The sequence below is a fragment of the Rhizobium sp. YTU87027 genome, assembly GCF_050644135.1.
In the GTDB taxonomy this organism is placed as follows: Bacteria; Pseudomonadota; Alphaproteobacteria; order Rhizobiales; family Rhizobiaceae; genus Rhizobium.
Genome location: NZ_CP098441.1, coordinates 1202879 through 1227162, shown reverse-complemented (window position 1 = coordinate 1227162; position 24284 = coordinate 1202879). Strand labels below are relative to the sequence as shown.

Sequence of the window (24284 nt, the reverse complement as noted above, 5' to 3'; positions counted from 1 at the left end):
TGGAAGGCATGGCGAACGGAATCATGGGGCGTTTCTACAAGCAGCGGGATCCGGAGAGCCAGGAGGGTCCGGAGGCAACCGAACCGTCTCCGGCCGGCGCCGTCCAGAACGGACCCGCTCCAGTAGCAGAGATCGGCGAAGCGCCAGCGATTGAGGAAGCGGCTTCGCTTGGTCCGGACATGGTGTCGGAGCGGGTAAATCTCCATCGCCATCTGCTCGATCGCATCAACCTCGGCATTCTCGACACGCTCGACAACGAGGAAATTGCGACTGAGATCAGGCCGCTGGTCAAAGATTATATCCGGCGTAACAACTTTCCGCTGAATGCCAAGGAAATCAATGATCTGATCCGTGACATCACAGACGAGATGCTGGGGCTCGGACCGATCGAGCCACTGCTTACAGACGACACGATCGCCGATATTCTCATCAACGGCTACAATAGCGTCTACGTGGAACGTTCAGGCAGGCTCGAGACGACGGCAGTCCGTTTCAAGGACGAGGACCACCTACTGCGGGTGATCAACAAGATCGTCTCGGCGGTTGGCCGCCGCGTCGACGAATCGACGCCGATGGTTGACGCACGTCTCAAGGATGGCTCACGTGTCAACGTCGCCATCAGACCGATCTCGGTCGACGGGCCACTCGTTTCCATCCGCAAGTTCACCCGCAAGCCGCTGACGATGGAGCGTCTCGTGGAATATGGCGCCATGGCCGATGCGATGCGCATCCTTCTTAGCGCTGCGGTCAGAGGCAGGGTCTCCATGGTCATTTCGGGCGGCACGGGTTCGGGCAAGACCACCTTGCTCAACGCGCTCTCGTCTCAGATTTCTCCGAAGGAGCGTCTGATCACGATCGAGGACGCGGCTGAACTCCAACTGCAGCAGCCGCATGTCGGCCGCCTGGAAACCCGGCCGCCGACGCTCGACGGGCGCAACGAGATCCGTCAGCGCGAACTTTTGAAAAACGCGTTGCGCATGCGCCCTGATCGCATCATCGTCGGCGAAGTGCGCGGCGATGAAGCCTTCGACATGCTGCAGGCGATGAATACCGGTCACGAGGGGTCGATGACGACCATTCACGCCAATACCCCCCGCGACGCCGTTGGCCGGCTTGAACAAATGGTCGGCATGGCGGGGATGCCAATGTCGCAGCTCAGCATTCGCTCGCAGATCTCTTCCGCCATCACGATCATCGTGCAGGTCCAGCGCCTGAGCGATGGCAGCCGCAAGGTCGTCTCGATTTCAGAAATCACCGGCATGGAGGGTGAGGTCGTGCAAATGCAGGAGATCATGAAATTCAAGAAGACCGGCACCGATGAGAGCGGGCGGATTCGCGGAGAATTTCGCGCCACCGGCATCCGGCCGCGTTTCATCGAGGAATTTGCCGAACTCGGCATCGTGATCCCGGCGACAATATTCGAGCCCGGCAAACCGCTGCAAACGGGACCTGTCCAATCATGACCCTTGCCCTGCTTTACGCAACTGTATTCATTGCGACCCTTGTGGCCGTCGAAGCAATCATGCGCGGCTACTTCAGGACGTCCGAGCGTCACCGCGCAGTAAACCATCGGCTGAGCCTGCTTGCTGTCAGCAACGATCATCGCAAGACCTACCGCGACATGCTGAAGGAGCGCGGTGCGGACGGAAGCTGGCGCCAAATCCCATTGATGCAGCGCCTGCGGCAGTTCTACACCCAGTCCGGTATCAAGCTCAATTTCGGGCGATTTGCGCTATTTGCGATCGCCGGCGCAGTTTTGATATGGCTGGTCGTTCAGTTTCTCGTGCCGAACAACCTGGTTCGGATTCCCGCCTTTCTGGTGATCTGCCTGCTGATCCCTGCATTCGTCGTCTGGCGCGCCCGAGCGAGCCGCATGCGAAAATTCGCCCTGAAGCTTCCAGAGGCTCTCGATGTCGCCAACCGCAGCTTGGCGGCCGGCCATCCGCTGCCGGCAGCGATTGTCCTGGTGGCGCGCGAGATGCCCGATCCGATAGGTACCGAGTTCGGCCTTCTGTCGGACGAACTCACCTATGGCGTGGCGCTCGACGACGCCCTCGTAAACATGTCGAACCGGGTCGGCGTCGAGGATCTCAACCTGCTTGCAATATCGCTGAGCGTACAGGCTGGAACCGGCGGCAATCTTGTCGAAATCCTGCAGAACCTGTCGAAGACGTTGCGCGACCGGACCATGCTGAAGGCAAAGGTGAAGGCGATCTCGTCAGAAGGGCGCATCACGGCGATCTTCATGTCGATCTATCCGTTTCTGCTTTACGCGATGATCAAGGCGTTGTCGCCGACATACTTCGATCCCGTCTGGAATAGCGGCTACGGAACCACCGTGGTGAGCGCGTTGCTGGCCGTTATGGCCGTCGGGAATGTCATTCTCTACAAGATGGTCAATTTTGAGTACTGAGGTCGTCATGTCGAGTGAGTATGGTATCTACCTCATCGTCTTCTTTGCGGTACTGATTTTTTCTGCGGCGGCATCGGAACTGTTCTTTCGCCGGCGCGAGGTTGGGGTGCGGCTGTCAGAAGCAACGGCTGCAAGAGGTGAGGAATTCAACGTTGGCGATACGGCGATCGCCGACCTCGGCGAGGCGGAGAACCGCCTTATCCGGCGTTATTTCGAAATTACCCGACGTGATACGAACGCGAACTCCACCCAGAACCGGCTGATCCGCGCGGGCTATTTCCATGCCGGCGCGGTAACCACCTTCCAAATGATCCGGGCGGTGCTCTGTATCGGCGTCGCCGTTGCAGCGGTCTGGGCCCTCAATCGCTTCGCGCCCGACATGTCGCGGTTGGCTACCCTAATCCTTGCCATGTTTGCAGCCGGGGTCGCCTTTATTCTTATCAACATTTATATCGACCGTCGCGGCGGCGCCAAGGAGCGGGAGTATCGCCGGCTCTTTCCGGACTTCATGGACATGCTGATCGTCTGCCTCGATGCCGGGATGAGTATCGAGGCGGCGGCCAACCGTGTTGCCCGGGAATTCGTCGACAAGCAGCAGGACTTCGGCCTGCATCTGTCGATCATGATGCTGGAAGTGCGAGGCGGCCGGCGGTTGCGGGAGGCGCTGGCCAATCTTGCCACCCGCCTGAGGATCGACGAGGCGCGGGCGCTTTCGGTTCTGTTCCGCCAATCGGAGGAACTTGGCACGAGCGTAACGCAGACACTGCGGGTCTACAGCAAGGAAATGCGCGATCTGCGTATTGTTCGCGCCGAGGAAAAGGCAAACGCCCTGCCGGTCAAGATGCTGCTGCCGCTCGGTGCTTTCCTGTTTCCGGTAAGCCTCTTCATCGTTCTCGTTCCTATCGTTATCCGTGTCGTCAGTCTTCTTGTCGGCATGACACCCGGCGGTTGAGCCAAGCGAGGTTTTATGCAGTATTTGCTCGAACAGAACCGTAGTAATGCGATGATTTCCCTCGATCCGCGGATGCCGATGGCACCGACAAGCATAGAGGAAGCCGGACTGGACCCGTCGTTCCTGCTTCGGCTGGCGTCAAAATGCGCAGCCGAGCAGGATACAATCACGGCATCGCATCTGGCTGACCGCATGAAGTTGCCGAAAGTGATCGTCAATATTCTGATCAAGGAACTCGTCAAACTCGCATACCTCGAAGCCCGTGGCCTGGCTGGTGAGGATGTGAGATCCGATATTCGGTACGCGCTTTCGATGAAGGGGTTCGAATATGCAACCGCGGCGTCGCGTCAATCCCAATATGTCGGGCCGGCGCCGGTGTCGCTGGACGCCTTCTGCCGACAAGTAGGTTTGCAGTCCATCCATGACGAGCGCGTGACCCCAGAGCGGCTGACCGACAGCCTTGACGGGCTGGTGCTCTCAGACTCATTGGTTGAAAAGCTCGGCCCGGCCATGAACTCCGGTCGCTCCATCCTGCTTTACGGACCACCGGGAAACGGAAAGACCAGTATCGCGGAACGGACGTCGCAACTGTTTCGGCAAACAATCTGGGTGCCCTACGCCATCGAGGTCGGCGGTCATGTCATCAGTTTCTACGACGAGGCTGTGCATCAGTCCGTAGCCGAGGCTGACGCGAGATCCTATCCGAAGGCTGATCAGCGATGGATCGAATGTCATCGTCCTGTGATCAAGACGGGCGGGGAATTGACCCTCGATCTCCTCGATCTCACCTTCAACGAAGGGCCGAATGTCTATGAGGCGCCCATACACCTGAAGGCGTCTGGCGGCGTTTTCATCATCGACGATTTTGGGCGCCAACAAGTGGCGCCGCAGGCGCTCATCAATCGCTGGATCGTACCACTCGAGCGCGGTTACGACTTCCTGACGCTGCACACCGGCAAGAAGTTCAAGGTTCCGTTTGACGAGCTGGTCGTCTTTTCGACGAACATCGCGCCGAAGGATCTTTCTGACGAGGCAGGCTTGCGACGCCTGAAGTACAAGATCTTCGTGAACACCCCGTCGCGTGACGAGTATTTCAGAATTTTCAAGTCGTATGCCAGCGGCACCGGATTGGGCGTCGCTGATTTTGACCTGAACCTCTTCTACGATCGCAAGTACAAGGGCGACGTGCTAGCATCCTGCTACCATCCGAAATACCTTCTGGATTTCGTCAGTTCTTATTGCGAATTCAATGGTCTACCTCGAATCGCGTCACTTGATATGCTCGAACGGGCGTGGGAAGGGGTATTTACGTTGGAATGATTGCCGAATGGGATCAAGGCGTATCCTTAGGACATTTATGCAACGCTGATCTAATGACTTGCGGCGGAGAAAAGCCAATGACCAGCATCCCGGATCTCGATGTCGACATGGACGGTTCAAAACCACACCCTGTGCGTACAATAGAGCAGAAACGGCCGAAAAATGCGCTGCTCATCGGTCTGCTCCTGATGCTCTTGCCCGTGAATGCGGGGGTTCTCATCTATACTGCCAAAAACTCGGCCGATGTTCGCGAGAGCCGCGAGACCATTACCGCGCTTAAACGGTCCATCGATGGGCTGAGGGCACAAATGGAAAAACAGTCGCGCAACATAGCAGGCAATGCCAAGGCCGACGACGTTGCAAATATCCGCCAGGAGATGGATAACCTGCAAAAGACGATTTTGGCGATGAACGAGCGGATGCGCTCCGCGGCGAGTGGCACACGCATGGGTTCGGCATTGGTCCTGAGTGCGCCTGGCAAGGAACCATCGCAGTTTTTTGCGCCGTCTGCGAGCGCGCTGCCAGCGGGAACACAAGCTCCAGATAGCAGCCTTGCGTCGATCGCTGCCAGTGGCGTTGCAGTCAATGACCTGCCGCGTTACGAACGAACGCTTTCGCCGGAAGGCCAGCTTATACTCCGCAAGGCGCGGTAAACGGCGCCTTCACAAACGTTTCCAAACAATTCGCTGGATAGTCGGCACAGTGCCCACGTCAATGCGGCAAGGGCGCCAGGCTGTCGGCATCTTAACGCGGACTGCCGACCCAAAGAGCCTATCCCCGCTGAGCGAAATTCACGCTGTTTCGCATCAATTCAAGATTGCGGGCGGTGACTTCGTTTGCGGGGTCAAGTTCATAGGCTTTCAGGAAATACCGTCTGGCCCCCGGCAAGTCACCGCGTAAGAGGTGGGAGTATCCGATGTTGTTGTAGTAGACCGGGGTGTTGCCGATCATTCGCGAGAGTCGCTGGTAAGCGCGGTCGGAGGTGTCGAAGCGGGCAACCATGTCGGCGGAGGCTGCAAAACCTAGCCAAGCGGCCGGATCTTCCGGAAAAACGTCAACTGCGCGCTTGTAAATGGCGTAGGATTTTCCGTAGTTCTTTTCCTGAAACTGCAGCTTGCCATTGGTGATCAACTCGTCGTTCTTATAGAACGCCACGGCTGAGTCATCCTCAAGGGTCTTCGCACTATCACCGAAAGCAGCCAGACCATCAAAACTCGATGACTGGCACCCGGCCAAGATTGCCCCACTCGCCATCAAAAATGCAATGCATCTAGTCCGAGCTCTGATCTCAACCATTGGCAACTTGATCCCCCATCAGACCTTCTTAACAAGGATTCGACTGCGTTCACGAGAAATCATCGCGAAAAAAAGCTAACAACTCAAGAATTTGACTGGATAGTCGCAAAAAAGCGACAGATGCGGCTTTGGCCGGCACGCCGAGAATGCGCCTGTTATCTAGGCCGACGATCCAAGACAGGCTTAAGGTGCCCGTGATTCGAATAGTAAAAAAATCAAGCTATGTTTTCGGCACTATTCCTGTCCTGCCCCATAGGTTCAAGAGATGGTGGAACGCTGTTGCGGACCGCTATCGTCTCGCTGATGTGACGGTGACCCATCGCTGGCTTACGCGACAGCGGCGGCCTTCCTCATCAGCATGCTGCTGCTTTTGGCGGCAGCTGCAGCCTGGGCCTGGCGGCAGTTACGCAAGCCGGCCCTTCCGCCGTTTCGCTGCCAGACGTTCAGCGTCGCGGCCGCTATCAAACTCGCCGCCTTGGACCTTTCTTTCCATCTTGATCTGTCGGCATGCATTTGCTGCGACTTGCGTATCATCAAGCGCACAATAGCGGCCTGAATGGGCTGGACCTGGCGTCCCACCGAATGGGCCGGACCATGGGGCCGCCGGCGGTTCGCTACTGTGAGGCCGGCGTGAAACGCGCCACCAGCGCATGCCGATCACCGGGATAGGTGAAGCGTACGTGGGTGACTGGGCCGACAGTGCTCCACGTGCGGCGCTCGACGACAAGGCAGGCGCTGTTGCGCGGGATATCAAGTGCGGCCGCCTCGTCTGACCCGGCCGAGACGGCGTGAATGCGGTGCTCGGCGCTGCTCCAGGGTATCTGGTTGATCAGCCAGGCGCCTGGCGCCATTTCGGTAAAATCGGCCTCGGCCGCTTCCGGCACGGTCGACAGGCTGATCAGTCGTTCTTCCAGGCAGAACGGTCGGCCACCGGCCTGATGGATGCAGGCCACATCGACAACGGACGAGCCTGGTGCGACGTCGAGCCGTTTAACATCGTCGGCCTTCGCCCTGCGTTGCTCTCGCTTCGAGACCGCGAACGAATACGAAAGGTTCAGCGACTGGACCTCAGCCCGGATGTCGTGGATCTCGAGGACCGCCGATTGCGCCTGCGGTTGCGTGACGAAACTGCCCGATTTCTTGCGACGCTCGATGAGGCCGGCCTTTGCAAGCTGGGTGAGCGCCTTGTTCACGGTCATGCGCGAACAGTCATATTCCTTGGTGAGATCCACTTCAAACGGGATGCGGTGACCCGGCGGCCACTCGCCAGAAACGATGCGGCCTTCGATGTCGCTCACGATCCGCTGGTGCAAGGTTGTCTCCTTGCTTTGGTTCATCGTCACGCTCCGTTTGATGCCTCCCGCTCTAATCTGTCTGTTGCGACCTGGAAAGCCCTATGCTGCCAGAAGCTCGCCCATTGCCTTCAGGAATCGCCGGTTGATTTGATCGCGCGACACATGACGGCCGCCCACGACCTGCTTGCGGCCAAGCGACCAGACGCTGTCAACGGCCACACCACCGGCAAAGACCCAATGATCGAGCAGCTGGTCGCCGGAAAGGTAGGGCACGGCTGCCTTGTCGAGTGAAATGAGATCGGCGTTGTGACCGACCGCGATCCCTCCCGGGGCCTTCAGTGCGGCGCCGCCACCGGCAATCGCATGATCAAACAGGCTGCGAGCGGTCGAACCGCCGGGTGCAGCGATGACATTGCGCGCCCTCAGCGCCAGACGCTCGGAATATTCAAGCTGGCGCAGTTCGCCGGGAAGCGAGATCTGGACGTTGGAATCGGAGCCGACACCGAGGCGGCCGCCTTCTTCGATAAAGAGCGGCGCCTGGAAGGTGCCGTCGCCGAGATTGGCTTCGGTAATCGGGCAAAGGCCGGCAATCGCGCCGCTTCGCGCCATGCCGCGCGTTTCATCATCGGTCATGTGGGTTGCGTGGATCAGGCACCAGCGGCCATCGACGCGAGCGTTGGCGAGCAGCCATTCAACGGGCCGTGCCCCCGACCAGGCGATGCAATCGTCCACTTCCTTCACTTGCTCGGCGATGTGGATATGGATTGGACCATCACCTGCCAGCGGCACGAGCTTGATGAGTTCCTCAGGTGTTGCCGCGCGCAGGCTGTGCGGGGCAAGCCCGAGCTCGGCCCCTTGAAGCGCGCCTGTCACCTTGCGGCAGCCGTCCATCAATGCGGCAAAGCTGTCCAGCGAATTGATGAAGCGTCGCTGGCCGTCGATCGGTGCTGCACCACCAAAGCCTGAATGGGCATAAAATACCGGAAGCAGCGTCAAGCCGATCCCGCTGATGCTTGCCGCGGCCCCGATGCGCTCGGCAAGCTCGGCAATATTGGTATAGGACGTGCCGTCCTTGTCGTGGTGCAGATAATGGAATTCACCGACGCGGGAAAAACCAGCCTCCAGCATTTCCATATAGAGTTGGGCGGCCACCGCCTCGACATGCTCGGGCGTCATGGAGAGGGCGAATTTGTACATGACCGTGCGCCAGCTCCAGAAGCTGTCATTTGTCGGTCCGCGCACCTCCGCAAGGCCCGCCATCGCGCGCTGAAAGGCGTGGCTGTGGAGGTTGCTCATCGCCGGGACAAGCGTGTCGTGATGCTCATCGCCGGGCTCGGCTGCAACGCCCGTTTCGATGCCGGCAATACGACCATCGGCGATTGTCAGGCGCACGTCCGTTTGCCATCCGTGCGGCAAAAGTGCTGCGCTTGAATGAAGTCTGGTCGCTACCGTTTGAGCCATAACGCTTTTTCTCCTCTTTGGCGCTTCGCATCTTTCTTTTCCATGCAGACGCACAAAATTTCACTTGTCACCCGTTTATTATGTATATACATGTTTCCATATAAAGGAAGGCGCAAAGCTGATGAATGGGAACAAATTTTCAAGCGATGAGGCATCCGGCGATGTTCGCCCACATCTGTGGCGGAATGCGCGACTGGCAACGCTCGACCGGCAAAAGCCGGGCCTTAACATCATCGAAAAAGGCGCCATCTTTACCGAGGGCGGCCGCATGAGTTTCGTCGGGCCGGAGGCCGACCTGCCTGTCTCCGCGATCGAACGAGCCCAGATCACCGATCTCGAGGGTCGCTGGGTGACGCCTGGCCTCATCGACTGCCATACCCACATTGTCTATGGCGGCAATCGCGCCCGCGAATTCGAAATGCGCCTGGAGGGCGCGACCTATGAAGAGATTGCGCGCGCCGGCGGCGGCATCGTCTCTTCCGTCAAGGCAACAAATGCACTTTCGGTGGAAGGCCTCGTCGAGGCGGCTCTTCCCCGTCTGGATACGCTTATTTCCGAAGGTCTGACGACGATCGAGGTCAAGTCTGGCTACGGCTTGAATGTCGACGGCGAATTGAAGATCCTGCGCGCGGCCCGAAAACTCGAGCGCCTCCGTCCGGTCCGGGTCATGACCTCCTATCTCGGCGCTCATGCGACGCCGGTCGAGTACAAGGGCCGCAATCAAGACTATATAACCGAGGTCGTCATCCCGGCCCTTGAATATGCCCATGCCGAGGGTCTGGTCGACGCTGTCGATGGTTTCTGCGAGAAAATAGCCTTTTCGACGGCCGAGATCGCACGCGTCTTCGACAAGGCCGGGACGCTCGGCCTGCCTGTCAAGCTGCATGCGGAGCAATTGTCGAACCTCGGCGGCGCGAAACTCGCAGCGTCCTATGGTGCGCTGTCTGCCGATCACCTCGAATATCTGGATGCGCAAGGCGCCGCCGCGATGGCTGCGGCCGGTACGGTCGCTGTCCTATTGCCTGGCGCCTTTTATGCCATCAACGAGAAGCAGAAGCCGCCGGTTCAGGCGTTGCGCGATGCCGGCACACCGATCGCCATTGCCACCGACTGCAATCCCGGGACCTCGCCGCTGACCTCGCTGCTCCTGACGATGAACATGTCGGCGACCCTTTTCGGCCTCACTGTCGAGGAATGCATCGCCGGCGCGACCCGCGAAGGCGCACGCGCCCTCGGGTTGCTGGATGAGACCGGAACGCTCGAGAGCGGCAAGTCAGCCGACTTTGCGATCTGGGATATCGAGAGCCTTGCCGAGCTCGTCTACCGCATCGGTTTCAACCCGCTTCACGCACATGTCTTCAAGGGCGAAAGGATCGACCGTTGACCATTACCCTTCACCCCGGCTCCGTTTCGCTCAAGGATCTGGAGACGATTTACTGGACCGGTGAGCCGGCAAGGCTCGACGCATCCTTTGACGCCGGCATCGTCAAGGCCGCCGCGCGCATCGCCGAGATTGCTGCCGGCAATGCGCCCGTCTATGGCATCAATACCGGTTTCGGGAAGCTCGCCTCGATCAAGATCGACAGCGCCGATGTGGCGACGCTTCAGCGTAACCTGATCCTCTCGCATTGCTGCGGCGTCGGCGCCCCGCTGCCCGAAAACGTCGTTCGCCTCATCATGGCCCTGAAGCTGGTCTCGCTCGGTCGTGGCGCGTCTGGCGTACGACTTGAGCTGGTGCGGCTGATCGAAGGCATGCTGGAAAACGGCGTTATCCCGGTCATCCCGCAGAAGGGTTCGGTTGGCGCCTCTGGCGACCTTGCCCCCCTTGCCCACATGGCCGCCGTGATGATGGGCGAAGCCGAAGCTTTCTTTGCCGGCGAGCGTCTTGCCGGCGGTGAGGCCCTTAAAAGAGCCGGGCTGAAACCCGTTGTGCTCGCTGCCAAGGAAGGCCTTGCACTGATCAACGGTACGCAGACTTCAACGGCACTGGCGCTTGCCGGTCTCTTTAGGGCACATCGGGCAGCCCAGGCGGCCTTGATCACCGGAGCCATGTCGACGGATGCGGCCATGGGCTCGTCGGCGCCCTTCCATCCGGATATTCACACGCTGCGCGGCCATAAAGGCCAGATCGATACGGCTTCAGCACTTCGGGCGCTCCTCGAAGGCTCGGTCATCCGCCAGAGCCATATTGAAGGCGACGAGCGCGTTCAGGATCCCTATTGCATCCGCTGCCAGCCCCAGGTCGACGGCGCCTGCCTGGATCTGCTGCGCTCGGTGGCGCGGACATTGGAAATCGAAGCGAATGCCGTCACCGACAACCCGCTGGTTCTTTCGGACAATTCTGTCGTCTCTGGCGGCAACTTCCATGCCGAGCCGGTTGCCTTCGCAGCGGACCAGATCGCGCTTGCCGTCTGCGAGATCGGCGCGATCGCACAGCGGCGCATCGCCCTTCTGGTCGACCCTGCCCTGTCCTACGGATTGCCGGCTTTCCTCGCAAAGAAGCCAGGTCTCAACTCCGGCCTGATGATCGCGGAAGTAACGTCGGCGGCGCTGATGTCGGAAAACAAGCAGATGTCGCACCCGGCCTCGGTAGACTCGACGCCGACGTCGGCCAATCAGGAAGACCACGTCTCCATGGCCTGCCACGGCGCCCGTCGCCTCCTGGCGATGACCGACAACCTCTTCAATATTATCGGCATAGAAGCACTGACAGCGGCCCAGGGCGTGGAGTTCCGCGCCCCCCTGACAACCAGCCGTGAACTGCAGAAGGCGATTTCGACAATCCGCCGCGCCGTGCCGACGCTGGAGCTCGATCGCTACATGGCAAACGACCTCGAGGCTGCAGGCGATCTTATCGCAACGGGCGCACTGAACGCATCCGTCTTACCCGGTATCCTGCCCGTCCTGGAGAGCTGAGATGGCCGTATTCGAAGTCAAACAGGGTTCATCTCCCGTTATCCTCGGATTTCCCCACACAGGCACCGAGGTTGCGACCGACATCTGGGAACGCCTGAACGAAAACGGCAGGATTCTTGCCGATACCGACTGGCACATTCATCACCTCTATGATGGCTTGCTACCAGACGCGACCACAGTGCGCGCAACGTTCCACCGCTACGTGATCGACGCAAACCGCGATCCGGCAGGTGTCAGCCTCTATCCCGGCCAGAACACGACGGGCCTGGTTCCTGTCACGGATTTCGACGGCATTGCGATCTGGAAGGATGGGCAGGCACCTGACGAGACCGACGTCGCAGTGCGGCTGCGGGACTTTCATGCTCCTTACCATGCGGCATTGGCCGCCGAGATCGAGCGCGTCAGAGCAATCCACGGCGTGGCGATCCTCTACGATTGCCACTCCATCCGCTCGCATATTCCCTTCCTCTTCGAGGGCAAGCTGCCGGATTTCAACATCGGCACGGATATGGGCAAGACCTGCGACGGTGCAATCGAGCAGGCGACGCACACCGTGGTCGAGGCGGCGAAGGGTTACGACAGTGTGCTCAACGGCCGCTTCAAGGGCGGCTGGACGACACGCCATTACGGGCGCCCCGAGACAGGTGTGCACGCGATCCAGATGGAGCTTGCGCAATCGACGCATCTCCAAACCGAAGCGCCGCCATTTGCCTACGACACCGCCAAGGCGGAGAACCTTCGCATTCATCTCAAAGACATTCTGGTGCGCATCGAGCAGATCGCACGGGGCCTGAAACGATAACGATCACAGGGGGAAGCCCGCATGACCTCAAATCCACGTCACAACATTCGCGAGATCCGCGCGCCGCGCGGCAACGAGCTCAATGCCAAGAGCTGGATGACCGAAGCGCCGCTGCGCATGCTGATGAACAACCTCGACCCAGACGTGGCCGAAAACCCGAACGAGCTGGTGGTCTATGGTGGCATCGGCCGCGCGGCCCGCACCTGGGACGACTTCGATCGCATCGCCGCGACCCTGAAGACGCTGAACGAGGATGAAACACTCCTCGTACAATCCGGCAAGCCCGTCGCCGTCTTCCGCACCCATAAGGATGCGCCACGTGTCCTGATTGCAAATTCCAACCTCGTGCCGCACTGGGCGACCTGGGACCATTTCAACGAGCTCGATAAGAAGGGCCTTGCCATGTATGGCCAGATGACGGCCGGCTCGTGGATCTATATCGGCACGCAGGGGATCGTTCAGGGCACTTACGAGACCTTCGTCGAGGCCGGCCGCCAGCACTACAACGGCAACCTCAAGGGCAAGTGGATCCTGACTGGCGGTCTTGGCGGCATGGGCGGAGCACAGCCACTTGCAGCTGTGATGGCAGGCGCTTGCTGCCTGGCCGTCGAGAGCGACGAAACGCGTATCGATTTCCGTCTGCGCACCCGCTACGTCGATGAAAAGGCAAAGACACTCGATGAAGCCCTGGCGCTGATCGAGAAATGGACGAAGGCCGGTGAGGCGAAGTCCGTCGGCTTGCTTGGCAACGCCGCCGAGATCTTCCCGGAGCTCGTTCGCCGCATGAAGGCCGGTGGCCCGCGTCCCGATATCGTCACCGACCAGACCTCGGCGCACGATCCACGCAACGGCTACCTGCCGGCGGGCTGGACGGTCGAGGAAGCCAAGGCCAAGCGCGAGAGCGATCCGAGGGCCGTGGAAGCTGCAGCGCGCGCCTCCATGAAGCAGCACGTCGAAGCCATGGTTGCCTTCTGGGATGCCGGCGTGCCGACACTCGACTATGGCAACAACATCCGCCAGGTCGCCAAGGATGAAGGTCTTGAGAACGCCTTCGCATTCCCTGGCTTCGTGCCGGCCTATATTCGTCCGCTGTTTTGCCGCGGTATCGGTCCGTTCCGCTGGGCGGCGCTGTCAGGCGATCCGGAAGACATCTACAAGACCGACGCCAAGGTGAAGGAACTTTTGCCCGACAACAAGCACCTGCACAACTGGCTGGATATGGCCAGGGAGCGGATTTCGTTCCAGGGACTGCCGGCACGCATCTGCTGGGTTGGTCTCGGCGACCGTCATCGTCTCGGTCTTGCCTTCAACGAGATGGTCAGGAATGGCGAACTGAAGGCGCCGATCGTGATTGGCCGCGACCACCTGGATTCCGGCTCTGTCGCCTCGCCGAACCGCGAGACGGAAGCGATGAAGGACGGTTCGGATGCCGTCTCTGATTGGCCTCTGCTCAACGCGCTGCTCAACACCGCGTCGGGCGCGACCTGGGTGTCGCTCCATCATGGTGGCGGCGTCGGCATGGGCTTCTCGCAGCATTCCGGCATGGTCATCTGCGCCGACGGGACGCAGGATGCGGCGCGGCGCCTGGAGCGCGTGCTCTGGAACGACCCGGCGACTGGTGTCATGCGTCATGCCGATGCGGGCTACGAGATCGCCCTTGATTGCGCCAGGGAGCAGGGCCTGCGCCTGCCGGCAATTCTCGGAAATTGATCTGTTGCGCCGGGCCTCAAAATTCCATGAGGCCCGGATACTCCAGCACGGCCCGATCAACCGTGACCAACGGAATGCCTTCGATCTTTGACTGGGCAATCAGACTCCGGTCGAGGGGATCTTTTTTGGATCGGCGGTAGACAAATCGGAGAGCCGCCCGCCAGTTTAGTATGTGAGTATCCAGGAGCTCATTCGGGGAAGGCTATTCGCCGCTTCCTGGTGGCATCGGCCTTCTCCAGGGGACGACTTTCACCAGGGGGTTTCCGGCCCTGGCTATGATGAATGCCTCACCTTTCAAGGGCTTCTCGACAAGCCGCGACAGATGCCTCCTCGCTTCAGGTATGTTCACCGTCTGCATGGCCGCCTCGATATGCTTAGTCCACCAAACTTGAGTTCACTCTGCCCTCCTTTGAAATGATGGAGCCAAAATGATCCGTGTCACGGTCCTCAGATCCAGTACCTACCGCCGCATGCCGTGGAAGAACGGTGGCGGGGAGACCGTTGAAATTGCCGTCTCGCCCGAGGGCGCGACACTGTCGGATTTCGGCTGGCGCCTCAGCATGGCAACGGTTGCGGCGGACGGGCCGTTCTCGATCTTTGCCGGCATCGACCGCACGCTCTCGATCCTTCACGGGAATGGCATGTCGCTGACGATAGGCGGCAAGCCTGCGGTGCTGCTGACACAGGACAGTGCTCCCCTCGCCTTTCCCGCCGATGTCTCGGTTTCGGCCACGCTTGCCGATGGACCGATCATGGACCTGAACGTCATGACCCGGCGCAACGGCCTGCGCCATCGGGTCGAGAGGGTTGATGTCCATTCTACGGTGACGGTGCATCCGGCCGCTGCGACATGGTTTGTCCTGTGTCATCAGGGAACCCTCACCGTCGATTGCGGCGGCGAACACGCCGATCTTGGTCCCATGGATGCGCTTCTTCTTGAGGAAGCCCAAGGCACGGATGTCGTGGTCAGCGGTAAAGCGCGCTGCTTTCTGATCTCCATCGATCCGATCTGACGGCATCCCGATCAAGCTGCGGCCCTACGGACCGCAGGTTGGGACGGACCGCAGGTTGGCCAAGGCTCGAATGTTTGCCCCTCAAATCAATCAAAAAACAATATTATCCGTATACTCTATAAAATAGATGGTTTTATCTATTTACGCCGAAGCATCCGCCCTACGGTTTCAGCGTCGAAACAAGTTCAAGCGCTGAAGCTGACGCTCAGCCGCAAGGGGGCGAAACATGAATATCAGGACACTATTGGCGGCAATTACTCTCGGTTCCGCCAGCTTGCTGGCAGCGTTTGTCGCCCAGGCAACCGACAAGAAAGTGGTCGTTGCCTATCAGACCGACGCACTGCCGTCCTCGGTCGCAATCGCCAATGGCGACCTCGCCAAGGCAACCGGCTATGACATCGATTTCCGCAAGTTCAACTCAGGGGCGGAAATCTTTGCGGCCATCGCATCGGGCGACGTGCAGGTCGGCTATGTCGGCTCGAGCCCGTTCGCCGCTGCCACATCCCGCGGATTGGAGGTCAAGGCCTTCTACCTCGCCTCGATCTCCGGCATCGACGAGGCGCTCGTCGTTCGCAACGGTTCGGGCATATCTTCCCTGTCTGACCTGAAAGGCAAGAAGCTCGCTGCCGCCCCGGTCTCCACCGATCATTATCAACTCCTGGCGTTGATCAGGTCGCTGGGGCTGACGGAAAAGGACGTGCAGGTCTTTGCAATTCCGCAGCCGGAAATTGTCGCCAGCTACAACAGGGGTGACATCGATGGCGGCTTCGTCTGGGATCCGGCTCTGACTGAGCTGAAAAAGAGCGGTAAGGTGCTGGTCACCTCCAAGGACGTCGCCGACAAGGGCGCTCCGACCTTCTCCGCCTGGGTTGCCGCGTCGAAGTTTGCAGATGAGAACCCCGCGTTCCTGAAGAGCTTCGCCAGCGTCATCAACACGTATTACGCCTCCTTCGCAGCCGACAAGAAGGCTTGGAATGCCGACAGCGACCATGCCAAGCTGCTCGCCAAGACACTTGGCGGAACACCAGAACAACAGGCTTCAGCACTCAAGAACCTGTCCCTTCTGACACCTGAGGCGCAAGCATCCGAAGCCTGGCTCGGCGGTGGTGAAAAGTCGGGCGCTGCCAGGATCCTCAAGGATACGGCCGCATTTCTGAAGGATCAGGGCAAGGTGAGCGAAGTGCTGCCGAGCTACGCGGCTTTTGTCACGCCGGATGCACTCGTCAACGCAAGCAACTGAAATAGCAGATAATCATTCCTTGCTTCCTGCTGGCGCGATATCGCGCCAGCGTCCCAATATGAAGAGACGGTACATGCTCAAAGTCGATCACGCGAGCGTCTATTTCAGGACGCGGGATGGCAACACGGTCCATGCCCTCGATCGCGTTTCCCTTGATATTTCGGACAACAGCTTCGTCGTGGCACTCGGTGCCTCGGGTTGCGGCAAGTCCACATTGCTCAACGCGATTGCGGGCTTTCTGCCGCTTTCGTCAGGTACGATCACTCTTGACGGACGACCGGTCACGCGTCCCGGCGCGGAGCGCGGCGTCGTCTTTCAGAAGGACACGCTGCTGCCTTGGAAGTCGGTCCTCGATAATGTCGCGCTTGGCCTGCAGTTTGCGGGAGTTCAAGGGGCTGCGCGGCGGGCCCGCGCAAAAGAGCTTCTGTCTCTGGTCGGTCTGAAAGACTTTGCAATGGCCTTTCCCTATGAATTGTCCGGTGGCATGCGCCAGCGCGTCGGTATTGCCCGCGCCCTTGCCACCGACCCCGAAGTCCTCCTGATGGACGAACCGTTCGGCGCGCTCGACAGTCTCACTCGAGAACAGATGCAAGAATTGCTTGTATCGGTTTGGAAAGCCACGAAAAAACGCATCTTCTTCATTACCCACTCGATCGAGGAAGCTCTCTTCCTCGGTACGCAGGTCGTGGTGATGTCGCCGCGTCCAGGCCGTATCGTCGCGCGCTTTGATCTCGACTTCGTGCAGCAGTTCGCCCGAACGGGAGACGCCCGCTTAATCAAGACCGCGCCAGAGTTTGCCAGTTTGCGAGAGGAAATCCGGAGCATTCTTCATGGCTCCGACGAGATCAGGAGTGCGGCGGAATGAGCAATGTCATCGAAACGACAGGCGTTGTCGTGCTGGCCGAGCCCGATCAGCCGAAACCGGTTCAGATGAAAGGGTTCGGCGCCGGCGAAAGCAGCACACTTGTGATCAGCCTTGCGACGGCAGTCGTTTTGATCGGCACCTGGTGGGTCGTCGCAAAGCTCGGATTGGTGGCGCGGCTTTTCCTGCCAACACCGCAGGAGGTTGTCACGCAGATCGGCGCCGTCTATCGCGACGGCTATGCCGGAGCCTCGCTTGGTGAACATGTTTCGGCAAGCCTTTTCAGAATAGCGACGGCAGCAGCCATCGCCATCGCGGCGGGCATCCCGATCGGCTTGCTGATGGGGCTCAATCGCTGGGCAAAGGGTATCTTCGATACACCGATCGAATTCTACTGGCCACTGCCGCCGCTTGCCTATCTGCCGCTGATGATCATCTGGCTTGGGATCGGCGAGACTTCGAAGGTGACGCTTCTCGTGCTCGCGATGTTCGCACCGATCTGCCTTTCGGCACAGGCCGGCGTTCGCTCATTGCCGATCGAGCGCGTCAACGCGGCCCGCTCTCTTGGTGCCCGGCCCTGGCAGCTTCTTGTCAGCATCGTTTTGCCATCGGCGCTGCCAGAGATCCTGACGGGCATCCGCATTGCGCTTGGCGTCGGCTGGGGCACGCTGGTCGCCGCTGAACTGATCGCCTCCAATCGTGGCATCGGCTACATGATCATGTCGGCTTCCCAGTTTCTGGCAACCGACGTCGTCTTCGTCGGCATCGGTATTATCGCCGCCTGTGCATTTGCCTTCAGTGCCGCCGTTCGGCTCTTGGAAGCCACCCTGGTTCCGTGGAAAGGTAAGAGCTGACAAGAGCACACGAACGCCTCTTGTCGCTCACGACCTGCCGGGTCTTGCCGGCACAGGGAACGACTGGATGAAGCAGATGCAGATCTACGCGTTCGACATGAACTGCGTCGGCCATATCAACCACGGCATGTGGACGCATCCACGCGATACGTCGGGCCAATATACCGATCTCGATTACTGGGTGGATTTTGCCCGCACCGCCGAGCGAGGCAAGCTGGACGGGATATTCCTGGCAGATATCCTCGGCGTCTACGATGTCTACAAGGGCAGTCCGGCGCCAGTCATCGAGACCGGCGCGCAGATTCCGGTCAACGACCCATTGATGCCGATCTCGGCCATGGCCTACGTCACCGAGCATCTAGGCTTCGCGGTAACGGTCAACACGACCTACGAGCCGCCCTATCTTTTGGCGCGGCGGATGTCGACGCTCGATCACCTGACGAAAGGTCGCATCGGGTGGAACATCGTAACCGGCTATCTCGACAGCGCTGCGCGCGCCATGGGTTACGAGAAATTGCCGCAACACGACGCACGCTACGATGCGGCCGAGGAATATCTCGAAGTCCTCTACAAGCTCTGGGAGGCAAGCTGGGACGACGATGCAGTGCTTCGTGACAAAACGCGAGCTGTCTTCGCCGACCCTTCAAAGGTGCGCGCCGTCAGGCATGACGGTCAATACTACAAGATGGAGGGCATTCATCTTTCTCAGCCCTCGCCGCAGCGCACGCCGCTGCTTTTCCAGGCAGGCGCCTCGGCGCGCGGACAGGATTTCGCGGCTCGCCACGCTGAATGCGTCTTCGTTGCCGCACCGACCCCGCAGGCCGCCCGCCCGACCGTGGAGGCGCTGCGGCGAAAGGCCGAGGCATTCGGGCGCGGAGCGGACGCCTTGCGCATTCTAGCTCTCGTCACGGTGGTCGTCGGCCGCACCGAAAGGGAAGCATTTGCCAAGCTCGAAGACTACCGCCGGCATGCGAGCGTGGAAGCGTCTCTCGCACATTACTCGGCTTCGACAGGCGTCGATTTATCGAAGTATGGCCTCGACGATCCGATCGAACAGAGGTCGACCAATGCCAATCAGTCCGCGCTCGCTGCGATTACCAAAGAGGCATCGACGCCGGTGACGCTGCGCCAGATCATCGACCAAATGGTACTTGGCAGTCGCATGAGACCGATCGTCGGTTCGCCCGAGCAGGTGGCGGATCGCCTGGCGGCGTGGATTTTTGATGGCAACGTGGATGGTTTCAACCTGGCGCGCACGGTGGCACCCGAAAGCCTGCGCGATTTTGTCGATCTCGTCGTACCGGTGCTGCAGGAGCGCGGGCTGTTCAAGGCGGACTACGCCGAGGGATCCCTCAGGCAGAAACTGTTCGGCGGCAGCGGCAGGTTGCCATCCTCGCACCCTGCCGCTGCTTTTCGCCGCTGATTACTTATGGTCGAGCCTCGCGACCAGTCGATCGCCGAGCCACTGTATGCCTGAGACAAGGACGATCAGCACGGCCACAACTGCCACCATGACGGCGGTCTCGAAGCGTTGGTAGCCATAGCGGATGGCGAGATCGCCGAGGCCGCCCGCACCGATCGCGCCGGCCATCGCGGATGCGCCGATCAGCGTTACCAGCGTAACCGTGAAGCCTGCGACGATGCCGGGTAGCGCTTCGGGAACGAGCACTTCGCGAACGATCGTCCAGCGATTACCACCCATGGCGCGCACGGCGTCGATCAGGCCGCGGTCCACCTCGCGCAGCGACACTTCGGCGATGCGGGCGTAATACGGCGTTGCGGCGATGGCGAGCGGCACGATGGCCGCCCAGGTGCCAAGTGCGGTGCCGACGATCAGGCGCGTCAGCGGGATCAGCGCGACCAGCAGAATGATGAAGGGTACAGAGCGGAAGCCATTGATGATGGCGCCAAGAATGCCGTTTATCCAGGCGTTCTCGGCTATGCCGCCTTTGTTGGTGAGAACCAGCGCGAGACCAAGCGGCAGGCCGAAGACCAGCGAGATCAGCCCGGATGCACCCGTCATCAGGATCGTTTCCCAAAGGGAACGAAGCAGGAGATTAAACATGATCGGTGTCATAGCCGAGAACCTCCACCCGCGCGGAGCGGGCCTTCAAGAACTGCAGAACCTTGTCCGTCAAGGCTGGGTCGCGCGTCGGGACAGCAATGAAGAACCGCGCCACCGGCTGGTTCTGGATGTGATCGATCCCGCCGTGGATGAGCCGGAACGATTGCGGTAGTGCCGCGGAGAGATCGGCAAAGACCGCGCCCTGCGCGGCGGGGCCCGCCATGTCGATGCTGAGGATCGCTTCGTCTCCTGAAGTCGGCGACAAGCGCGCGGCAATGTGGTCTGGTAGCTGCGGACGGCTGCCGGACAGCAGGCTCTGGGTGATCGGCGCCCTCGGATCGGCGAAAACAGACCAGACCTGCCCCTCTTCCACGATGCGACCGACATCGATCACGGCGACGCGATCGGCAATACTGCGCACGACTTCCATCTCATGCGTGATGAGGATGATGGTGAGGCCAAGCTTGCGGTTGATGTCTTTCAAAAGGGTCAGGATCGAGCGCGTCGTTTCCGGATCGAGTGCCGACGTCGCCTCGTCGGACAGAAGCAACGCTGGCCGTGCTGCAAGTGCGCGCGCGATACCGACGCGCTGCTTCTGTCCGCCCGAAAGAGACGATGGATAAGCCTTCGCCTTGTCGGCAAGACCAACAAGCTCCAGCAATTCATGCGCGCGCATCAGGCGTTCGGCCTTCGCTGCGCCGGCGATTTTCAGCGGCAGCGCGACATTCTCCTCGACCGTCTTCGAAGCCAGCAGATTGAAGTGCTGAAAGATCATGCCAACGCGGCGGCGAAGCGGTTGCAGGTCCTTTTCGTCAAGGCCGACAATGCTGCGCCCCTCGATCTCGATCTCGCCGCTATCGGGACGCTCCAGGCCGTTGAGGCAGCGGATCAGTGTGGATTTGCCCGCACCGCTGCGTCCGATGATGCCAAGGATTTCGCCACTGCGGACGGTGAGCGATATGCCGTCCAGGGCGGGAGTGGCACCGAAATGCCGATGCACGTCGACAAGGCGGACCACTTCTTTTGCCGCCGCCTCCGATTTTGCCCCGACGACAGCGGGCGATGCAATTGAGTTCATGTTCTTTCCTTCGGAAACGCCCAAGGCGGCCCGGGCAAGGAACGCCCGGACCGCCTTGTTCAACGCGCCCAACCCCTCGGCGCGAATGTCGATCAGTAAGCGCTGACGCCGGTTCCCTTATACACCTTGTCGAACTCCGCCTTGACGGTGTCGTTCTGGTAGGACGACACCAGTGTCTTCACCCAGGCCTCGTTCTCACTGCCCTGCTTGACGGCGATGAAGTTGCGATAGGGATTGTCGGCGATCGGCTCCTGCGCAATGCGGTCAGCCGCGGACAGCCCGGCCTTCAATGCCCAGTCGGTGTTGACGACCGCGGCATCCAGATCGTCGATGGCGCGACCGACGACGCCTGCATCAAGTTCCTTGATCTCGACGTTTTTCGGGTTCTCGGTGATGTCGGTGACGGTTGCAAGAATGCCCGTTCCGTCCTTGAGCTTGATGATGCCTTCGTTCTGCAGCACGCGCAGCGCGCGACCCTCGTTCGACGGGTCGTTCGGCACGCCGATTGTCGCACCTTCGGCGATCTCGGCGACTGCCTTGTGCTTCTTGGAGTAAAGACCGATCGGCCAGACGGCCGTGTATCCGACCGGCACGATATGGTAGCCGTGCTGCGCGACCTGATTGTCGAGATAGGGCTTATGCTGAAAGGCATTGGCGTCGACTTCGCCGCGTTCCAGGGCCTCGTTCGGCTGTGTGTAATCGTTGAAGACGACCGTTTCGATCGTCAGGCCCTTCTTGGCGGCTTGCGCAGTCACGACGCGCCAGACGTCTTCATCCTCGCCGCTCATGATGCCGACCTTGATCGACTTTTCTTGCGCGAAGGAAGCAACAGGCGATGCAAAGGCAATCAGGGCAACCGTCGAGGCGGCTATTGCGGCAAGGCTTGCACGACGCGTCAGGCCTGATTTGGACGTCTTCTTCTTCATTGTGGTGTTTCCCGTCTTGAATTGATGAGGCGAGCCTCGAACGGCCAGATAATTTCAAAACTGCTTACGGTAAACCAAGCAAGCCGATCTCTATTGCACTGCAGCGCGGAAAAACTCTTCGGTGCCTGGACGGAATGGAGGGATAAAAATTCTACTTATTTAGTAGAATATTACCGTTGCCGGGCTCCCTGACTGACTCTAAATTAAACCATCCGAGCGCGAAGGACAAACCTGCGCTCCTCAAACCAAACCGATCTGGGCCGCGGGCATTGAAACAAGACAGCACGAAATCACGACAGGCCTTTCGCGACAGAATGCGCCGCCCCGTGGTGGCGATTATCGGCGGAGGGGTTTCGGGAGCAGGCGTCGCATACCACCTGGCGCACTCCATGATTGACCAGGCGCCGGCAATCGTCATCTTTGAGCCGCGGCACGAGCTTGGCAGAGGGCTTGCGTACGATACGACCGATCCGGCCCATCGCATCAATGTTCCGGCCGCGCGCATGAGCCTGCTACCGGACCATCCGGAGGATTTCCTCGAATGGATCGCACGCAACGATGCTGTCGCGGACGACCCCGAAGCCTACCGGCCAGATGGCAACCTCTTTCCCAGGCGCCGTGTCTTCGGCGCCTACATTGCGTCGGCACTTGCTCCCTTCATAGAGAGCGGCGCAGTGCGCCATCGCCGCGCGCTTGTTACCGAGGTGGGGCGGGACGGTGCTCTTTGGCGTATAGCTGATAGCCAGGGCGGACAGCTCTTTGCCGATTTCCTGGTGATCGCGACCAGCCATCCGTCGCCATCGACACCAGGTGTTCTGCGCGCGCTTGAAGGACACCACCGGTTTGTGCCGGATTCCACCTGCGCCAGAGCACTTGAGACCATCCGTTTGGACGACCGGTTGCTGATCGTCGGCAATGGTCTTACCGCTGCCGACATCGTCGCTTCGCTCGCGCGGACCGGCCATCGCGGCCAGATCACATCGATTTCGCGCCGGGGGCTGAGATCAAGGGGCCATGCACCTTGTCCGCAGGACCCGTTCGGCGAGTTCGAGGCAGTGCCGGCTCACAGTGCGACCGCCCTGTTACGCAGCGTCCGGCAGGCCATCAACGAGGCAAGGGCCGTCGGGCTGACATGGCACGCCGTGATTGATCAAATACGTGACCACGGCCACACAATCTGGCAGAACCTGCCGATTTCAGAGCGTCGCAGGATCGTTCGCCATGTGAGGCCCTATTGGGACGTGCATCGGTTCCGGATTGCGCCGCAGGTGGAAGACGTGCTGGAGCATGCGATCGCCGAAGGCCGAATGGAGGTGCTCGCCGCTTCCGTCGGTCGCGTGCATCGCGAGGGCGAGGTCATCCATGTAGAGCTTAGGCAGCGTCATGGCCCGCAGTTGCAGAGGAGCTATGATGCGGTGGTCGTCACAACCGGTCCTGCTCATGGCGGCATTCTCGAAAGCCAGACCTGGCTTTCATGCCTTCGCGATCAATCACACCTGCAACTCGACCCGACAGGTCTGGGCATCGCGTGTTCCGAACGTTCAGAGGCGATTGGTGCAGATGGAGCCCCCGATCCGAGCTTGCTTATTTCCGGGCCTCTGGCTCGTGGCACGTTCGGAGAGTTGATGGGCTTGCCGCAGATAGCCGAACATGCGGTCTTCGTGGCCATGGAGTTGGCCGCAAAGCTGCAGGCAATGAGGGATCCCGCTCAGCCTAAATTGGGCTAAACGGCCAGTTGCGGGCCGATTATTGCTCCAGGAACCACGCTCGGCAGCTGACCCACGGCAGACAGGCGTGGCCCGCCTGAAGGGCCGGCAGCAAACACTTGCTCGACATATGCCAGGAAAACGTTGCCGTTCATCGCTCCATCGAAGACAACGGGGCAGTCATTCCTGTAAGGCGTAAGCGCGCCGATGAAGGTCGTTGTTTTCCAGTGGCCGTGCAGCAGCGCAGACGCGCCAGGCTGAGGACCTGCCGTCACCGGCATAAGTTTCTTGTTTGTTGCGTATGTGCAAATTGGCCCATGCTTGACATCGGTCACGGACTCACCATCTCTGTTCCCGTCCGATAAGTATTGCGCA

21 protein-coding genes and 2 pseudogenes are annotated in these 24284 nt (G+C 60.1%); 15 read left to right on the top strand and 8 right to left on the bottom strand.

What is annotated here, in order from left to right:
• The first annotated feature begins 8 nt into the window (after positions 1–8).
• From NBG89_RS24680 to NBG89_RS24660, 5 genes are all read left to right on the top strand, one after another.
• On the top strand, positions 9–1463 hold the full coding sequence (locus tag NBG89_RS24680) for a CpaF family protein (protein WP_431322960.1): 1455 nt from the start codon (positions 9–11) through the stop codon (positions 1461–1463).
• The gene (locus tag NBG89_RS24675; RefSeq protein WP_431322959.1) at positions 1460–2413 is read left to right on the top strand and encodes a type II secretion system F family protein; all 954 of its coding nucleotides are present in this window, start codon (positions 1460–1462) and stop codon (positions 2411–2413) included. Before NBG89_RS24680 ends, NBG89_RS24675 begins: the two co-directional genes overlap by 4 nt.
• Positions 2414–2420: 7 nt before the next feature.
• On the top strand, positions 2421–3365 hold the full coding sequence (locus tag NBG89_RS24670) for a type II secretion system F family protein (protein WP_431322958.1): 945 nt from the start codon (positions 2421–2423) through the stop codon (positions 3363–3365).
• A 15-nt stretch (positions 3366–3380) separates the two neighbouring features.
• Positions 3381–4685 (top strand): AAA family ATPase, encoded by a 1305-nt coding sequence (locus tag NBG89_RS24665; RefSeq protein WP_431322957.1) that lies wholly within the window; start codon positions 3381–3383, stop codon positions 4683–4685.
• 77 nt (positions 4686–4762) lie between these two features.
• Entirely contained in the window at positions 4763–5338 is a 576-nt protein-coding gene (locus tag NBG89_RS24660) for a hypothetical protein (RefSeq protein ID WP_431324543.1), read from the top strand.
• Positions 5339–5456: 118 nt separating this feature from the next.
• On the opposite strand, the gene NBG89_RS24655 is transcribed toward NBG89_RS24660, so the two are convergent.
• The 3 genes from NBG89_RS24655 to NBG89_RS24645 form a co-directional block, all read right to left on the bottom strand.
• On the bottom strand, positions 5457–5981 hold the full coding sequence (locus tag NBG89_RS24655; RefSeq protein WP_431322956.1) for a tetratricopeptide repeat protein: 525 nt from the start codon (positions 5979–5981) through the stop codon (positions 5457–5459).
• 614 nt (positions 5982–6595) lie between these two features.
• Positions 6596–7318 carry a histidine utilization repressor gene (hutC, locus tag NBG89_RS24650; RefSeq protein ID WP_431322955.1) on the bottom strand — a complete coding sequence of 241 codons (723 nt, stop codon included), beginning with the start codon at positions 7316–7318 and terminating at the stop codon, positions 6596–6598.
• Positions 7319–7375: 57 nt separating this feature from the next.
• Entirely contained in the window at positions 7376–8737 is a 1362-nt protein-coding gene (locus tag NBG89_RS24645) for a formimidoylglutamate deiminase (RefSeq protein ID WP_431322954.1), read from the bottom strand.
• Between the two features lie 121 nt (positions 8738–8858).
• On the opposite strand from NBG89_RS24645, the gene hutI reads away from it, so the two are divergent.
• Genes hutI through hutU form a run of 4 tightly spaced genes read left to right on the top strand, consistent with a single transcriptional unit; the run spans position 8859 to position 14165 of the window.
• Positions 8859–10121: an imidazolonepropionase gene (gene hutI / locus NBG89_RS24640; protein ID WP_431322953.1), complete on the top strand. Its 1263-nt coding sequence runs from the start codon at positions 8859–8861 to the stop codon at positions 10119–10121.
• Positions 10118–11653: a histidine ammonia-lyase gene (gene hutH / locus NBG89_RS24635; protein WP_431322952.1), complete on the top strand. Its 1536-nt coding sequence runs from the start codon at positions 10118–10120 to the stop codon at positions 11651–11653. Before hutI ends, hutH begins: the two co-directional genes overlap by 4 nt.
• A 1-nt stretch (position 11654) precedes the next feature.
• Complete coding sequence (gene hutG / locus NBG89_RS24630) at positions 11655–12455, top strand: N-formylglutamate deformylase (protein ID WP_431322951.1); 801 nt, start codon at positions 11655–11657, stop codon at positions 12453–12455.
• Between the two features lie 21 nt (positions 12456–12476).
• Entirely contained in the window at positions 12477–14165 is a 1689-nt protein-coding gene (gene hutU / locus NBG89_RS24625; RefSeq protein ID WP_431322950.1) for a urocanate hydratase, read from the top strand.
• 226 nt (positions 14166–14391) lie between these two features.
• On the opposite strand, the pseudogene NBG89_RS24620 reads toward hutU, so the two are convergent.
• Positions 14392–14523 (bottom strand): annotated as a pseudogene (locus NBG89_RS24620) (type II toxin-antitoxin system Phd/YefM family antitoxin); the annotation flags it as partial.
• Between the two features lie 70 nt (positions 14524–14593).
• On the opposite strand from NBG89_RS24620, the gene NBG89_RS24615 reads away from it, so the two are divergent.
• From NBG89_RS24615 to NBG89_RS24595, 5 genes are all read left to right on the top strand, one after another.
• Positions 14594–15178, top strand: a complete 585-nt coding sequence (locus NBG89_RS24615) for a HutD/Ves family protein (protein ID WP_431322949.1) — start codon at positions 14594–14596, stop codon at positions 15176–15178.
• A gap of 226 nt (positions 15179–15404) precedes the next feature.
• Positions 15405–16418, top strand: a complete 1014-nt coding sequence (tauA, locus tag NBG89_RS24610) for a taurine ABC transporter substrate-binding protein (protein ID WP_431322948.1) — start codon at positions 15405–15407, stop codon at positions 16416–16418.
• A 73-nt stretch (positions 16419–16491) separates the two neighbouring features.
• Complete coding sequence (locus NBG89_RS24605) at positions 16492–17283, top strand: taurine ABC transporter ATP-binding protein (protein WP_431322947.1); 792 nt, start codon at positions 16492–16494, stop codon at positions 17281–17283.
• Positions 17280–18134, top strand: coding sequence for an ABC transporter permease subunit (locus tag NBG89_RS24600; RefSeq protein ID WP_431322946.1), 855 nt, complete (start codon positions 17280–17282; stop codon positions 18132–18134). The genes NBG89_RS24605 and NBG89_RS24600 overlap by 4 nt, the downstream gene beginning before the upstream one ends.
• Before the next feature lie 67 nt (positions 18135–18201).
• Positions 18202–19557: an LLM class flavin-dependent oxidoreductase gene (locus NBG89_RS24595; protein WP_431322945.1), complete on the top strand. Its 1356-nt coding sequence runs from the start codon at positions 18202–18204 to the stop codon at positions 19555–19557.
• On the opposite strand, the gene NBG89_RS24590 is transcribed toward NBG89_RS24595, so the two are convergent.
• The 3 genes from NBG89_RS24590 to NBG89_RS24580 form a co-directional block, all read right to left on the bottom strand.
• Positions 19558–20211 (bottom strand): methionine ABC transporter permease, encoded by a 654-nt coding sequence (locus NBG89_RS24590; protein ID WP_431322944.1) that lies wholly within the window; start codon positions 20209–20211, stop codon positions 19558–19560. It abuts the gene before it with no gap.
• On the bottom strand, positions 20192–21277 hold the full coding sequence (locus NBG89_RS24585) for a methionine ABC transporter ATP-binding protein (RefSeq protein ID WP_431322943.1): 1086 nt from the start codon (positions 21275–21277) through the stop codon (positions 20192–20194). The genes NBG89_RS24590 and NBG89_RS24585 overlap by 20 nt, the downstream gene beginning before the upstream one ends.
• A 92-nt stretch (positions 21278–21369) precedes the next feature.
• Positions 21370–22203: a MetQ/NlpA family ABC transporter substrate-binding protein gene (locus NBG89_RS24580; RefSeq protein WP_431322942.1), complete on the bottom strand. Its 834-nt coding sequence runs from the start codon at positions 22201–22203 to the stop codon at positions 21370–21372.
• Between the two features lie 389 nt (positions 22204–22592).
• Here NBG89_RS24580 and NBG89_RS24575 point away from each other — a divergent pair, with 389 nt between their 5' ends.
• Positions 22593–23930 carry an FAD/NAD(P)-binding protein gene (locus NBG89_RS24575; RefSeq protein ID WP_431322941.1) on the top strand — a complete coding sequence of 446 codons (1338 nt, stop codon included), beginning with the start codon at positions 22593–22595 and terminating at the stop codon, positions 23928–23930.
• A 70-nt stretch (positions 23931–24000) separates the two neighbouring features.
• Here NBG89_RS24575 and NBG89_RS24570 read toward each other — a convergent pair.
• Positions 24001–24145, bottom strand: a pseudogene (locus tag NBG89_RS24570) (IS630 family transposase); the annotation flags it as partial.
• Positions 24146–24284 lie beyond the last annotated feature (139 nt).

What these genes read in the sequence shown, in the direction of transcription:
- NBG89_RS24600 (WP_431322946.1), top strand. Translation starts at nt 17,280, where the DNA reads ATGAGCAATGTCATCGAAACGACAGGCGTTGTCGTGCTGGCCGAGCCC.
- NBG89_RS24680 (WP_431322960.1), top strand. Translation starts at nt 9, where the DNA reads ATGGCGAACGGAATCATGGGGCGTTTCTACAAGCAGCGGGATCCGGAG.
- hutC (WP_431322955.1), bottom strand. Translation starts at nt 7,318, where the DNA reads ATGAACCAAAGCAAGGAGACAACCTTGCACCAGCGGATCGTGAGCGAC.
- NBG89_RS24660 (WP_431324543.1), top strand. Translation starts at nt 4,763, where the DNA reads ATGACCAGCATCCCGGATCTCGATGTCGACATGGACGGTTCAAAACCA.
- NBG89_RS24595 (WP_431322945.1), top strand. Translation starts at nt 18,202, where the DNA reads ATGAAGCAGATGCAGATCTACGCGTTCGACATGAACTGCGTCGGCCAT.
- NBG89_RS24675 (WP_431322959.1), top strand. Translation starts at nt 1,460, where the DNA reads ATGACCCTTGCCCTGCTTTACGCAACTGTATTCATTGCGACCCTTGTG.
- hutG (WP_431322951.1), top strand. Translation starts at nt 11,655, where the DNA reads ATGGCCGTATTCGAAGTCAAACAGGGTTCATCTCCCGTTATCCTCGGA.
- hutI (WP_431322953.1), top strand. Translation starts at nt 8,859, where the DNA reads ATGAATGGGAACAAATTTTCAAGCGATGAGGCATCCGGCGATGTTCGC.
- NBG89_RS24670 (WP_431322958.1), top strand. Translation starts at nt 2,421, where the DNA reads ATGTCGAGTGAGTATGGTATCTACCTCATCGTCTTCTTTGCGGTACTG.
- tauA (WP_431322948.1), top strand. Translation starts at nt 15,405, where the DNA reads ATGAATATCAGGACACTATTGGCGGCAATTACTCTCGGTTCCGCCAGC.
- NBG89_RS24615 (WP_431322949.1), top strand. Translation starts at nt 14,594, where the DNA reads ATGATCCGTGTCACGGTCCTCAGATCCAGTACCTACCGCCGCATGCCG.
- NBG89_RS24590 (WP_431322944.1), bottom strand. Translation starts at nt 20,211, where the DNA reads ATGACACCGATCATGTTTAATCTCCTGCTTCGTTCCCTTTGGGAAACG.
- NBG89_RS24585 (WP_431322943.1), bottom strand. Translation starts at nt 21,277, where the DNA reads ATGAACTCAATTGCATCGCCCGCTGTCGTCGGGGCAAAATCGGAGGCG.
- NBG89_RS24655 (WP_431322956.1), bottom strand. Translation starts at nt 5,981, where the DNA reads ATGGTTGAGATCAGAGCTCGGACTAGATGCATTGCATTTTTGATGGCG.
- hutU (WP_431322950.1), top strand. Translation starts at nt 12,477, where the DNA reads ATGACCTCAAATCCACGTCACAACATTCGCGAGATCCGCGCGCCGCGC.
- NBG89_RS24665 (WP_431322957.1), top strand. Translation starts at nt 3,381, where the DNA reads ATGCAGTATTTGCTCGAACAGAACCGTAGTAATGCGATGATTTCCCTC.
- NBG89_RS24605 (WP_431322947.1), top strand. Translation starts at nt 16,492, where the DNA reads ATGCTCAAAGTCGATCACGCGAGCGTCTATTTCAGGACGCGGGATGGC.
- NBG89_RS24580 (WP_431322942.1), bottom strand. Translation starts at nt 22,203, where the DNA reads ATGAAGAAGAAGACGTCCAAATCAGGCCTGACGCGTCGTGCAAGCCTT.
- NBG89_RS24575 (WP_431322941.1), top strand. Translation starts at nt 22,593, where the DNA reads ATGATTGACCAGGCGCCGGCAATCGTCATCTTTGAGCCGCGGCACGAG.
- NBG89_RS24645 (WP_431322954.1), bottom strand. Translation starts at nt 8,737, where the DNA reads ATGGCTCAAACGGTAGCGACCAGACTTCATTCAAGCGCAGCACTTTTG.